This is a genomic window from Nonomuraea zeae, from assembly GCF_005889725.1.
GTDB classification, from domain to species: Bacteria; Actinomycetota; Actinomycetes; order Streptosporangiales; family Streptosporangiaceae; genus Nonomuraea; species Nonomuraea zeae.
This window is the reverse complement of the sequence record NZ_VCKX01000119.1, coordinates 21,011-34,198: the sequence shown is the minus strand read 5'-3', so window position 1 is coordinate 34,198 and position 13,188 is coordinate 21,011. Positions and strand designations below refer to the sequence as shown.

Below are 13,188 nucleotides of genomic sequence, written 5' to 3'. Positions count from 1 at the left end.
GGCCCTGCTCGCGCATCAGGGCGCGCACCAGTTCGGCCGAGCAGTGCTCGCCACGACGGGCCAGGGCGGCGTGCACCCGCCGATAGCCGTAGGTCTCGTGCGAGCCGGCGAAGATCTCGGCGACCAGCGCGGCCAGCAGCGCGCGGCGTTGTGCGGTGGCCGAGGCCGGCCGCTCACGCCATTCGTAGTAGCCCGAGCGGGACACCTGCAGCCAGGCGCACATTTTCACGATCGAGTGACGGGCCTTCTCCGCGTCGATGAGCTCGTACTTGGCGAGCGTCATCGCGTCTCGGACGCGAAGAAGGCGGCTGCTGACCGGAAAATCCACCCACCTCAGCCGGGCAGGCGGCAGCGGACCCCGGCCGGTGATCGTCGGATGGGGTTGATCGGGGCGGGTGAGGTCAGGTGGCCGGCGTCAGCGCGACGGTGAAGCCTAGTGCCTGGAGCTGGCGGATATGAGTGCGGGCCTTCTTCTCCCGGTCGATCTTGGTGAGGAAGTAATCGGATCCCAGGTCGCGGTAGCGGGCGTGGGGGTCGGACAGCAGATGCCAGATGATGACCATGATGGAACGGCCGACCGCGACCACCGCCCGCAGCCGGCCGCGCCGTTTGGCGATGCGCCGATAGCGTTCGCCGAGGAAGGTGTCGGTGCGGCCGGCCACCACCGCCGCCGTCCCGAGCACGCCCTTGAGGTAGGGGTTGCCCTTACCGACCGCCGCGCCGCGGCTGCGGGTGCCGGACTGGATGGTCTGCGGGGACAGCTTGGCCCAGGAGGCCAGATGCCCGGCGGTGGGGAAGCGGGTCATGTCCAGCCCGATCTCGGCAAGGATGACCTGCGCGACCTCGGGGCTGATCCCGGGGATCTCATCCAGCCGGGCCACCGTATCCATGGCCGAGGACGCGGCCTTGTCAGGATGGGCGTCGGAGTTGAGTTCGGCGGGGCGGACGTCGGGCATGTCCGTGATCAGTGCCTCGATTCGGGCGGTGAGCCGGGCGATCTGCGCGTCCAGGCCGTCGATCTGCGCCAGCAGGAGGCCGGCGAGCTCGCCGTGGTGGTCGTCGAAGCGTCCGTTCAGCGCTTCGGTCAGGGCGGGGATCTTCACGCGCAGGCGTCCTTTGGCCAGCTCGGCCAGCAGCCGGGGATCGCGTTCGCCGGCGATCAGCGCCTGCAGCATGGCGCGGGTCGACAGCGTGTTCAGCGTGCTGGACACCGAGGAGATCTTGATCAGGGCGTCCTCCAGCAGCTTCTCCAGTCGCTGCCAGTAGCGGGTGCGCTCGTGGATGAGGTCGATCCGCATCCGGGTGTAATCACGCAGCGCCCGGATCTCGTGTGGCGGCACGAACGACGGCCGGACCAGGCCCTTCTCCGTCAGCTTGGCCAGCCACACCGCATCCAGCCGGTCGGTCTTGGGCCGGCCCGGGGCATGCTTGACATCGCGCGCGTTGACCAGCTGGACCCGGAGACCGCGCTCTTCCAGCACGTAGAACCAGATCCGCCAGTAATCCCCGGTCGACTCCAGCGTGACCGCCTGGATCTGCTCGCGCATCAAATGGTCACCCAGTTCCTCCACCGCCGCCAGCGTGGCCGTGACCTCCCACACCTTGGTCACCCGACGGGAGCCACCCTGTGGGTGGGGTGTGCGGGTACAGACCTTGCCGGACACCTTGGCCACGTCGATCGCGGCCACCCGTTCAACGATTCGCTCGTGCCCCTCATCCGGGATCTCTTCCGGTTCCTGCATCACCATGGCCGATCACGCTCCTCGACGAGATCGCGTACGAACAACAGACGGGCTGCTCGCGGGGCCTCGGTCGGGAACCGAAGATTCTGACCGGCGTGCTCGAAGGCAACAGTGCGTGACCCTTCAGGTCGAGCCCCCAGCGCCAGACTTTTTTGCGAGATCAAAGCCGTCTCATGCGGCGTCGGCGTCGGCGAGCAACCCGCCCCGATTTTCACGCCAGGTGTGGCGTCCCGGAAGGGTCAGGGGGACTTTTTTCAAGAAGATCAACTTCTCCCGCAGCTCGGCGTTCTCCCGCTCCAGCTCCCGGATCCGGGCCCGGTCCGGCCCAGAGACCGGCGACTGCTCCTGCTGTGCGCTCACGATCCGATGCCGGTTCACCCAGCTGCCCAGGGTGCTGGCGTTGATGTCGAACTCGCGCGCCACCGACGCGACCGTCCGATCGCCCTCCAGCACCATGCGGATGGCTTCTTCCTTGAACTCCGGCGAGAACTGCCTGCGACGCCTTGCCACGTACCTACCTCTTCCAGACTTCTGTCAGCTTATGTAGCCGACTGTCCGGAATCTGCTAGGCGCCTCAGTTGTTCCAGGGTGAGCAGCTCGAATCTTGCAGGTGGATCATCGACGAAGCGCCGCCATCCTTCGAGCGTTGTGGTGGGATCGCGGCGGCCTTCGGTCACCTTCATCGTTTTGCCTCCTCATGTGCGTCGAAGACGCCGAGGGGGATGACCTCGGCCAATGGCTCGTCGTCCTCGTCCAGGGGCTCGGGCTCGGTGTTTTGCTGGGGTGGTGGTGTCGGGCGTGGCCAGGACGGATCGGTCCTGGCGAGGGTCTGTGCTCTGACCTTCCGGTCCTTGATGGTGTCGGCCGACTCTGGCCCTTGGCCGGCGCGAGTGAGAAGCTCATTGACGACCTGGGCGATCTGCTCTTCGGTGGGCCGGTCCTGGCCGCGGCGGGCCAGGATCTCGCGGGCGTGATCCCGGGCCATCTCCCCGAAGGGAGCTGCGGTGCTGTGCAGGTGGCGCCAGAAAGCGGTGATCCAGCCGCCGTCGTGGTGGTTGCGCACCCAGACCCGGCTGACATCGTAGGGGTCGTGGTGTACTTCCCACAGGTCCTTGTGGGCGATGACGCCGGAGGGCTGGTTGCGCAGTGGCTTGAGCGCTTCGTCGTCATAGATCCGGTGATTGATCTTCACCCCGTAGGCGTTGATGGCTCGCCAGCCGGCGGGCAGCAACTCGATGTAGTCGTCCCCGGACAGCGGGACGGGAACGTATCCGGCCGCCTCCACCAGGGCCGCGTACTTCTCATTCGGCGTCGCCGCCTGACCTGGAGTGAGCGGGTCGCGCAAGCCGTCATGCGGTCGGTTCTGCCATTTGGCGATCAGCCATTCGTCCAGGAGATCTTGAAGCTGGTGCAGCGGCCAGAGCGGCTCCTTGCCCACGGCGCGTCCGCGATACTCCGCCGAGCGTCCGGTGTAGCCGGAAACGAACTGCGCGAACAGTGTGGCCACCGACTCCAGGGTCCGCTCGATGTGCTGCTTGTCCGTCCCCGTCCGAGGGTGAGCGGGCTGAAGGCTGATCCCGAGCATCCGGCAGGCCGTGCGGAAGTTCGCCGAGATGAACACCTTGCCCTTGTCGCAGACGATGGTCTCTGGAACGATCACCGGTCGGGCCGCGGCGTGCTCCAGGCGCTCGTCCAGCTTCATCAAGCGTGCGTACGGCAACACCGATCGCGCTATGGACAGCGCCTGCGCCCAGCCCGGGCGCATCAACTCGGGGGTAACCGTTCGCGCCAGCAGCAGCGTCGCATCCACTGACTTCGTGGACGGTCGTAAGACGCCGGCGGTGACCGTGCGGGTGGCCAGGTCCACCATGCCAGTCAGCTCCACCCGTCCGACCACGCCGTCATCCAAGACCACCAGCACGTCCAGCGGAGTGGAGTCGATCTCCATCCACTCGCCCGGACGGAAAGCGGTGACCTGGCTGAACGGCCCCTCCGGACGACTGGCCAGCGAGCGACGAGTGCGAGCCGAGCCAGTGATGTGACGTCCGCGCGAGACACGATCAAACAGGCGGTAGAAGGTCGCCCGGGAAGGCATTCGGACGTCAGGCCGATCAGCCACGACCTGGCCGACCTTCCAGTAGAAGTAGCTCGCGGTTCGGGGGGAGCTGTCCGTAGCCTCCTCGATTGCCTTCGTCAGCGCCGCCACCACCAGCGGATCCACCCGTCCCGATGGTCCACCCACGCCCTCGTGTCTGCCATCGATCAGCCCTGCCAGCCCCTGAGCCTGATAGCGCTGGCGCTTGCGCTCGACCGTGCGCAAACTGACGCCCTCGCGTCCCGTATGAGCCAACTCGAGAGCCTTGGCTTGGTCGCGTTCGCGAAGCGTGTGCCGGGCGGGGTCGAATTCAGGTCGGGGCGGGGTGCCGGCAGGAGCATCCGGACGCACTCCGGTCAGAATCTCGACGACGTGCTGCTCCCACCAACACGCCTGTGCCACGACCTCCTCGGCCAGCCCGTGCAGAAGTCCGGCTGGCAGGCGGGTCTTGGCGGGACCGCCCAGGTGCTCAAAAGTGGGGTCGGCCATCAGGTGCGGCGAGTGCACCACCGCGGTGTTGCCGTCTTCGGCGGCGATCCGCACCAAGGTGCCGGCCAAGCCGACCACAGTGTGCACGACGTTCTCGAAGATGATGCGGTCCCCGATATGCAACCCTGGCGGCCGCGGCGCTTGCGCCCGATTCATCTTCCCTCCCGGGTGTGAACCGTGGTGGCCGGGCTGAGGGTCGCGGCCTTGAGGTCGGCCGTCAACCGCCCGGTCCAGAGCAGGTGGTAGAGCATGGGCAGCGTCATTAGCTGATCGCCCACCATCTGGGCGCCGTGGAGCAAGCCGGTCGGAGCGGCGAAGGTCTCAAGGAGCGCCTGGGCGATCTCTTCGCGATAGCAGCGGGGGTGACGGTAACCCGCGAGCCACCGGAGATTCGACCGCAATACCGGGGCGGGCCCACCCGTCCGGCGGAACTCCCAACCCACCTCTGCGCAGGCGCGCGCCGTCGCCGCGAAGGCCTCAGCCGCGGCCGGATCGACCCGGTCATCAGGACGCACGTCCACGACCAGGCCCCGGCCGTCGAGTTTCCGAGCGAAGTAGTCCGGGACATGTCGGCGTACTTGACCGTCTGCGACCCAGGTCAGCCAGAAGGGCTGGGACGCGAAGGAGATGATGTCGCGGTCGAAGTCCATCGTCATCAGCACGTCGCGTTCGACCCAGGACTCATAACCAACGTGATCGCCAGTCGTGGCTGACCATCACCAGCCTGGGAAGTTCCTCTGCCCGCGGAAGGAAGGGAACGACCGCACCGCGGCCGCCCGCTCGAACCGGATGTTCCAGCTCGACGCCAACGGGGCTCGCTGTTCGGCTCCCGCTTCATCCAGGAAAACCAGGTGAAACCCTGCCCGGTCGACCCAAGCGGTCGATAACCCCACCAAGAGGGACCACCACCACGCACCGTACGGCTGGTAACCAGATGAGGATGCAATGTATCGGGTGTATGCGCCAGATGTCTGAGACTTCCGTCAACTCACGCCAACTGGACTGAGACCTCCGCGCTTCGGAGCCAACTTGAGGAGACGGGGAGTCTTCCCCCGACGGGTCGTCGCGCCAACCAGGTGAGACCGCCCAACGAAACACGCCGACCATCTGAGACACACGCCGGGTCTCGTGAGACAGGCAGCACGTTAGGAGTTTCATCCGAGTCGCGCTGACATAGATCATTTACGTCAATACACTATTGACATGCCTAAGCGCGCACTTCCCCGAATCAGCAAAACCGCAGGTCAGGAAGCCATTGAGCGGATCGTACAGCGGCGGAGAGAAGTACGCGACCCCGAACTCGCCGCGCTGGAGAGCAGGGATCCGGCCGAGCATCCTCTGGCCGTGATCCAGCACGTCCTGAGTTGCCGCCGAGTCCCCGATTGGGTGACGTCGAACGACGTACTCGACGGACTGTGGGTCCTCGCATACATACGTCTTCACTGCCCTCACCGTCCCGATGAGGCAGATCGCCTTGAGCACGAACTGCTGGAACTGGGGCGCGCCATGCAGATCGCGATGATCCGCATGGCGCCGCCGCTCAATGTGCGCAGCCGGCAGGCGGTGGAGCACCGACTGCTCCGGCATCGGGCATCCCGGCTGGGGCTTGGCCGGAGTGAGCGGCTGGAACGCGCACACCGGTTGTCTAGGACACAACCGGAGAACACCTCGACCGAAGCACGCTGGTACGACCGACATGCGCTGGCACTGTGGGAGGCAGCCGCTCAGTTGGTTGCCTCCCGCTCCCAGTTCGACCACCTCATCGACGACGAGATGGCGGAGTGCCTCATCGGCCTGCGACGGGCGGTCAGAGAGATGCAGTGGCCGCTGTCGCCGGCTCACTACTCCACCCTGCGAGAGATCGGCTGGTGGGTGCAGGAGATCGTGGACTCACTGGATGAGCCCCGTTACGCAGCATTCCGTGAGCAACTGGGCGAAATCCATGCCACTGCCGTCACGCTTGCCGCTGGGCACCATCGTGCACGGTTCGGCGACACATAAGCGATCGCGGAAGCCCTTCGACAGCCATGAACCTCCGGGATGGCATGATGCCCGGCGCACACCTTCGAGAGGATCCTCATACAGGCGTTCGTACGTCTTTGATCCCGAAGTGCGCTTCTTGGATTGGGAAACGTCGGTGGGCTCAAGTCTCGCTTGGGTAGAAAACAGGCAGGGGCATGCGCCGGAAACGGTTCGGGGCTCTCGCAACCCGTGTCGCAAGTAGTACGGGACGAGCGGATGGCGGAGGGAACGCAGCGACGGCTCGGGGTTGGTACGCACCTGATGGCCGCGCAGCTGGCGGTTTCCCTCGCGTTAGGCCGAAGGAGCCGGCTGGTCTGGGGGCCTGCGTCCGCGCCAGAGAGCACGAACGTTGACGGCATGTGGAGGGCTCCACATGTTCGTAGGTATCCGCAGCTGAGGCGAGACGACGCCGCATAGGCTCAGGTCGGATTTGTAGGATCATCCGGCGTCCGTCACGGCTGGTGTCTGCCCCTACCTCTCCCCATCGGTTGGGGCTTCTGGTTCAAGCGCCGCCGGGCAGAGGAGCGGAGGGCATCAGCGCTCGCGCGAGATGCAAGAGGGGCGAGGGGCTCATCGGAGGATTCGTTACCTGGAGGGATCTCACGCGCATCCCGCGGACCTTGCCGCCCCTGGGATCCAGCAGCGCATACGGCGAGGTCCCCACCGGGGCCAGGACCGGGGGCCTGGCCCGGTGTAACCAGAGCCGTGAAGCGACGGCTTGCGGAGTCCCCTGTCTGGTACAGGCCATTTCACGCGCTGTTGACCCGGCGGCCTTTGATGTCGCGAAGGGGTTCAAGAGAACTATCGCATTACTTCACTCGAGGACCGAGCGGGCGGTAGCCCGTCGTGGACGGAGGGCTTGCGGGCCGCTTCTTGACGTTTGTCGCTGACGAGATAGCATGGTCACCCGAGCCTCATGAGGACGCATCACCCCAGGTCGGCTCGAGTAATAGGTGCTCAGATAGGCACTCGGAAAGTGATGAAAAAATGGCTGGGAAGAGTGTGGAGCATAGGACAACACATACATGCTTCAATCTTCGTAGCAATAGAGTTGAACATAGGTTTTTCAACTGCCTAAAAGTCAGGTATTTGAATCAAAGATGCAGCAGGTCTGTTAAATGTTGTATGCCTAGTCCTACTCACAGGTCTTCCTCTAGGGGTAAAGACCAATAGGGAGATAGGTAGAGGCAACACTCTGCAAGCCTCGATGGACGCTGGCTACACGGTAAAAAGTCCACGTCGTGGACCGCTCACCTGGAGAGACAAGCAGGCTCCCGACTGACGATCACTACGACCGGGGGGTGAGTGGAGCGTCAGTGGGGCGGTGCAAGCACAACGCAGCGAAGCCGAAGAACCGGGTGGCAAAGCACTCGTTGAGTCAACCGAATCCGCCGACACGCCCGTGATAAGCGTGGCAAGGTCAAGGCTGATCTGTTAGGAATGTGGCAGAAGCACCGTTGCCGCAGTCGGGCCGCCTGTCGCTCAGCCCGCCGCTACCAAAGAGGCTCATTCACCCAGTCGTCGGCATGCACAGGAGAGTAGATCCATGACCTTCCCCCACACCGCCAGCAGGAGTCAGGCGTGGAGCACACAGGAGATCGTTGAATCGATCCGTCCCAAGCTGAGGCGGGTGATGATCGTGTTGAACAACAAGGGAGGCGCAGGCAAGACCACTACGACGGCCAACATCTCAGCTCAGCTCGCAGCCGCTCTGCACGCAGCTGGATCGTCGAAGCGAGTGCTCGCCATCGACCTTGACCCGCAGGGCAACCTCGGACTGGATCTGGGCCATCAGGGTAAGCCCGGCGACGATGAAGGCCAGAGCGTCATTGATGTGGTCGAGGGCACGGGCGGACTGCACATCATCAAGGACGTGCGTCCACAGCTGGATGTCGTACCGGGTGGGAAGATCCTCAAGCGGATCACCGCGTCCATGATCGGCACCAGGTCCATCGATCCCAGGCGGGAGATCCTGCTGAGCCTGGCCGAGGCTCTTGCCGAAGTCGCGCACGACTACGAATGGATCCTCATCGACTGCCCTCCGAACCTCGCCGATCTGCAGCACCTGGCGGCGGTCGCGGCCGAGTACGTGCTCATCCCCGTGTGTTTCGACCAAGGCGCCATTCAAGGCCTCGAAGGCGTCAGCGAGGTGTTCGACGTCGCCACACGGCTCAACCCGAGCATCACCCCCCTGGGCGTGCTGCTGTTCGGATTCGACCGGCAGCATCTGCGTAAGATCCGGGATGAGGACGGCGACGTGATCGGCCTCAAGGAGATCGGCTTCCTGGCCAAGAAACGGCGGGAGATCATGGAGGTCCTCGGCGACTCAGGCATCCCGATCTTCCAGACCGTGATCACCCGCGCCGTGAACGTTGCCGACCAGTGCCGCAAGCACGGACGCGTCTTCGCCGAACTGGCCGATCTCACGGCCGGCTCTGACTGGAAGCGGCACGCCAAGCAACATCAACTCACTCTCAGCACGGAATCGGCCGAGACCTCCGCGATCGAGATGGAAGAGGCCACCGCTGAGATCATCAAGCGAGCCATGACACTGGAAGCGGAGGCATACGCGTGACCACGGAATTCTTCGACGACAAGCCTCCCCAGCCCAAGCTGAGCGGGATGACCCGGGCACGGGGCAAGCGCGGGCAAAGTGGCCTGGCATCGCTGGTCGCCCAGTCGCCGACCGCTGAAGAGGTTCCCGCCGCCACCCAGCCGGCGACTCAAGAGCCGGCATCCCGGCGACCCGTGCCACCGGCCGAGGCAGCCACATCGGAAGGCGAGGCTGTGGCGCGGGAGAAGCCTGTGGCGCCCTCCCGCCTGACTCCCGTAGAGCGGGGAACCACTTCGAAGGCTGAAGCGGACGGGCCCGCTGCGCCGGCGCGTCAACAACCGTCGCGAACGGCCACGCCGCCTCAGAGAAAGACGTCGGATGCGGCGATCACCGCAACGCAGCAGGAGCCGCCGTCCAGTGCGCCGGTATCGGCTCCCATGGGAGCCGGCTCCACCGAGAGGGCCGCGGCCGAACGTACCTCCACGGCATCACCCGTCGCAGCGTCCGCACCTACGGTGCCTACCCCCGCAGCGTCATTCTCCAGGGCCGCAGCTACGTCAGAGGCTGAGCCCCACCGGCGCACGGATCACGTTCCGCAGGCACCGCCCGCCGCACCCGCGCAGGTGCCGCAGACCCGGGTCCAGCCCGCCCGGCCCACGCCGCAGCCGAGCCCGCGTCCGGTACCCAGGCCCTCCACGGCCACCGGGGCGAGCTCGAGCGCCTACCAGACGCCCGAGCAGGTCAGCATCTACGTCAAGCCCGAGGCCAAGGAACGGGCGCGCGTGATGAGCCGCAGCGAAGGCATCGAATACGCGCAACTGGCCATGGACGCCATCGACCACTTCCTGACCGAGAACATGCTGACCTTCCTGGTCAGGGCCCGCCTAGAGGTCAGCCGCCCCAACGGGTCGCACTTCCCGCCCCGCAGAAACCTGCGCTCGAAGTCGAAGCCGGGCATCCGCCGGGTGCTGTGGCCCGTCCAGTTCCGCCCGGCCGAGCTCGATATCCTTAGCGACCTGGTACAGGACACCGGGGCAGAACACCTGTCCACGCTGGTCTCGGTGGCAGTTGAGGCGTACCTGCTCGACGACGACGGCGTCGAGCCCGATCGCCCATTCACCGACGACATGGCCTTGTCCTCCGGCATGTAGGGGTGGACGTGGGGGAGGCCGGCGCGGCGGACGGCCCCAGTCTGCATGCGCCGGGTCGGTCAACGGCGCGGGGAGTGGCGGCCGAGGCCTGGAGTTGGCGACGACAGTACGAGTACAGACATGCGACAGTGATGTCTGCCCTGTGGGCAGGGGCGGGTCGTGTCGTGGCGGACAGCCAGGTCGCGAAGCTGCTTCAGCGCGGTCAAGCGGCGGTCGACGACGTCGCAGTGCCATTAAAGGGGCTCGGGTCGAAGCGGGGCGCAGCGCAGTGATCGGCCGGGCAGGGTACCCAAACGGGGGCCGGAAGCGTCGGCTGAGTGTAACCCTTGATGTTCTCACCGTCGGAGTGCAACTCTAGAGCCGCATTTGCCGGCAGGCGCGCTGGCCGGAGTTGCCAGCGCCGTGGAGTGGCTCGTGGTCAGTGAGTGCCCTTCTCGACGTCGGCGTGTCCGGCCCCGGAAGTTACGACCGCGGGGGTCGCCCGCGGCACGCCGTGGTTGATGGCGCTCGCGGCAATGCGGCGCTGTGTCGGCCCGATGTGGGGACGGCTGGCGTCTGGGCGGCCCGGCCGTACGGTCGCCGAGCCCAAGATCATCGGGCCGGCGTGCACCCATGCGTGATATTCCGCCAGCACCTCGCCCTGCGCGTGAATGAAGTTCCCGTGCCGCGCGTAGCGCTCGCAGACAGACTCTGCCAGCACCCGTGCCATGACGAGGTGCTCATCGCAGGCGCCTGCGACCTGCGCCTCCAGGCCGGCGACCTGGGCGAGGCGCAATTGCAGGTGCGGCAAGTCCGATCGGCGCTCGTAGGCGTGGAGCTCGGCCAGCCGTTCGGGCCAGCGCAGCCGCCGCTCGATCGAGGCGCATACGTCCGCCACGAGCTCTGCGGCAGGCCGGCTGGCCGGGCCGCGGCCGTCGAGCTGCACGGCCCGCTGGGCCGTCGGCTCGAAGTCGGTGAGCTTGCGCAGCCCGCTCTTGAGCAGGCGTACGCGGTTGTGCAGGCACGCGGCGCTCCAGCCGAGCACCAGGAGACGGTCGGCGTCCACCTCGCAGTGCCAGCCGACCAGTGCCACCTCCCGGGCCATGCGGTGGTGGAGGACCCAGGACTTCTTCTCGGCCATCGACGCGGGGGTGTCGATCCGAACCTGCAGGCCGCCGGACGGGAGCCTGGCGACGCCGACCTTCATGCCGGGCACGACCCTGGCGCAGATCCGCTGTACGAGCCGCTGCCGCGCGGAGGTCTCCGGCGCCATGGGCACCGGCACCCGACCTGGCAGTACGCGCCCTGGGACCCCTCTCGCCGTCGGCTGGGTGCTCATATGGGCCACCTCCTGGACCCGCGTGTGCTCATGTCGGCCAACGCAAATCGACACTCAATGAAGCCATCGCTCGCGAACGAGACGGCGTCCTTCTCCCAGCTGTCACTGGCGGTGGATGACCTGAGGTTCCGACGGTGCGCTGAATCCCGAACGACAGCCGAGGCCCGAACCCCTGCCGGTGTCCGAACGACCGTCGCCGCGCAGAAGACGATCAGCACCCTCACCGCGAATGCCGGCACGTTCATCACCCTCACCAACTCCGCGGCAATTTTCGAAGACGGCGGGTGACGCCACTCATCGTCGTTGACCAATCGCTGCCGAAGCCGAAGACCGATGCCCTGAGGTACACGACCCGAAGACAAACGATTCGACGTGCCCCCTGCCAAGGAGAAGACATTTAGAAATCATGCTGATCCGATCAGCCGGAGCGACCACTGGAGAATTTCATAGTCTCTGCCCGGAAGGCACCTTTTTCACGGCCAACTATCATCTGAATCCTGCCAGCTATGACGCCGCCATGCTTATCCTGCGGGACCACAGTGAGTTACTTGGCCACCACCTTCAGTGCACCTGAGTTTGAAAGGCTGAAGTTTACGTGGTCAGCGGATCAAGCCAGCCTGGAGAAGCGAGGCCCGTCGAGTAAGAAACGACGGTATTGCGTGCGTTGCGGATCTGCGCAAGCGAGGAGATGATCGAGCTTCAGCCAGGCGTCGATCGGGTGCGCATCGAGGAGCCGGGCCACTCGGCCTCATAGACGATTTCCCGGCGACTAAGGCAGCCCTCCGACCCATCCCCAGAAATGCAGCACGATGCCCACCAAGACCGGCGCCATCGTCGCGGCGCCACTCCATCCCGGCGACATCTGGAATCCGCCCAACAGTCCGCTGTAAACAGGAACGCCGATCCAGATCCACGGAGGGAAAGGGAACCCATCGACCCGCTCCGGCGCGCGGTTCCGGATATGCCAGCCGAAGTAAGACCACCGGCGGAACCGTCCCGCGGGAAGGATGCGCGTGCCTTCAGGGAATTCCACGACCGCGCGTCGCGCGACACCCTTACCGATCCGCACCCAAAGGATCTCGTCTTCAGTCATGCCGTCCAGCCACGGATGCCACATGATCCGCTGCCAATAGCCTCTGCCGCCGTTGAGCGGCGTGAGCCTGAGCATGGAACACCTGGCCAGCTTGTTGTTCGCGATATGCGCTCGCACCAGCCATTCGGCAGGCTTTGCCGAAGCGGCCTTCCGATTGAGAATCCACCGCCCCACCCATGCCGACAGGCACCAGACCAAGACGGCGCCGATGACCACATCGGACGCGAAATCCCCCTCAGCGATCTGAACGGCCGCGGCGGCCGGCAGCCCCAGACAGAGGACGGTCAAACTGATCGAGGTGACGTGACGGCTTCCGTAGAGGGACACCGATGCCCCATCTCAGCGGCCTTTTCTCGCACAACGCTCCAGGACAGGCGAACATCCCCGTGGAGAGCCCGAACTCGCCTTCGTGATGAGGCTCGCCATGGCGACGGTCCCTAACACGTGCACGATCACTTCTTGGGTGACGGCGGCGACGCTCGCGAGCGCCCCTTGAGAATCATCCCCTTGGACGAGCCGGATACCGTTGCCCTCGTAGCCGCCCTGAAACTCCACCAGCTGACGTCGAAGGCGAAGCTCGGCTCGACACCGATGTCGCGGAAAGGCTGCTCGCCCACCCGCAGCACGTCGCTTCCGCGTGCCGCAGCATCACCTGCTCTTGAGGCATAGGCGAAGTGGAAGATCTTCGCCCCGACGTAGCCATCGACGGGCATCGAGGGCTCGC

General features: G+C 65.6%; 11 protein-coding genes and 1 pseudogene. 4 read left to right on the top strand and 8 right to left on the bottom strand.

Annotation, left to right across the window (positions count from 1 at the left end):
• The 5 genes and pseudogenes from ETD85_RS32375 to ETD85_RS32355 form a co-directional block, all read right to left on the bottom strand.
• A partial coding sequence (locus ETD85_RS32375) for an IS3 family transposase (protein WP_170246948.1) occupies positions 1–283 on the bottom strand: 283 nt, incomplete at its 3' end.
• A gap of 118 nt (positions 284–401) precedes the next feature.
• A complete protein-coding gene (locus tag ETD85_RS32370) occupies positions 402–1,748 on the bottom strand; it encodes an IS110 family RNA-guided transposase (RefSeq protein ID WP_138693608.1) in 1,347 nt (448 codons plus the stop codon).
• 165 nt (positions 1,749–1,913) lie between these two features.
• On the bottom strand, positions 1,914–2,252 hold the full coding sequence (locus ETD85_RS32365; protein WP_138693607.1) for a transposase: 339 nt from the start codon (positions 2,250–2,252) through the stop codon (positions 1,914–1,916).
• Positions 2,253–2,421: 169 nt separating this feature from the next.
• Positions 2,422–4,482 (bottom strand): Mu transposase C-terminal domain-containing protein, encoded by a 2,061-nt coding sequence (locus ETD85_RS32360; protein WP_170246947.1) that lies wholly within the window; start codon positions 4,480–4,482, stop codon positions 2,422–2,424.
• A pseudogene (locus ETD85_RS32355) lies at positions 4,479–5,030 on the bottom strand (TnsA-like heteromeric transposase endonuclease subunit); the annotation flags it as partial. The gene ETD85_RS32360 and the pseudogene ETD85_RS32355, both read right to left, overlap by 4 nt.
• 499 nt (positions 5,031–5,529) lie before the next feature.
• Between ETD85_RS32355 and ETD85_RS32350 the strand changes: the two are divergent.
• The 3 genes from ETD85_RS32350 to ETD85_RS32340 all read left to right on the top strand — a co-directional run bounded on the left by ETD85_RS32350 (position 5,530) and on the right by ETD85_RS32340 (position 10,053).
• Positions 5,530–6,327, top strand: coding sequence for a hypothetical protein (locus ETD85_RS32350; RefSeq protein ID WP_138693606.1), 798 nt, complete (start codon positions 5,530–5,532; stop codon positions 6,325–6,327).
• A 1,567-nt stretch (positions 6,328–7,894) separates the two neighbouring features.
• On the top strand, positions 7,895–8,923 hold the full coding sequence (locus ETD85_RS32345; RefSeq protein WP_138693605.1) for a ParA family protein: 1,029 nt from the start codon (positions 7,895–7,897) through the stop codon (positions 8,921–8,923).
• 602 nt (positions 8,924–9,525) lie between these two features.
• Entirely contained in the window at positions 9,526–10,053 is a 528-nt protein-coding gene (locus tag ETD85_RS32340) for a hypothetical protein (protein WP_138693604.1), read from the top strand.
• Positions 10,054–10,471: 418 nt separating this feature from the next.
• On the opposite strand, the gene ETD85_RS32335 is transcribed toward ETD85_RS32340, so the two are convergent.
• Positions 10,472–11,305, bottom strand: coding sequence for a hypothetical protein (locus ETD85_RS32335; RefSeq protein ID WP_138693603.1), 834 nt, complete (start codon positions 11,303–11,305; stop codon positions 10,472–10,474).
• 123 nt (positions 11,306–11,428) lie between these two features.
• On the opposite strand from ETD85_RS32335, the gene ETD85_RS32330 reads away from it, so the two are divergent.
• Positions 11,429–11,659 (top strand): hypothetical protein, encoded by a 231-nt coding sequence (locus tag ETD85_RS32330; RefSeq protein ID WP_138693602.1) that lies wholly within the window; start codon positions 11,429–11,431, stop codon positions 11,657–11,659.
• A 481-nt stretch (positions 11,660–12,140) separates the two neighbouring features.
• On the opposite strand, the gene ETD85_RS32325 is transcribed toward ETD85_RS32330, so the two are convergent.
• Both ETD85_RS32325 and ETD85_RS32320 read right to left on the bottom strand, forming a co-directional pair.
• Positions 12,141–12,791, bottom strand: a complete 651-nt coding sequence (locus ETD85_RS32325; protein WP_138693601.1) for a hypothetical protein — start codon at positions 12,789–12,791, stop codon at positions 12,141–12,143.
• 125 nt (positions 12,792–12,916) lie between these two features.
• Complete coding sequence (locus ETD85_RS32320; RefSeq protein WP_138693600.1) at positions 12,917–13,177, bottom strand: hypothetical protein; 261 nt, start codon at positions 13,175–13,177, stop codon at positions 12,917–12,919.
• Positions 13,178–13,188 lie beyond the last annotated feature (11 nt).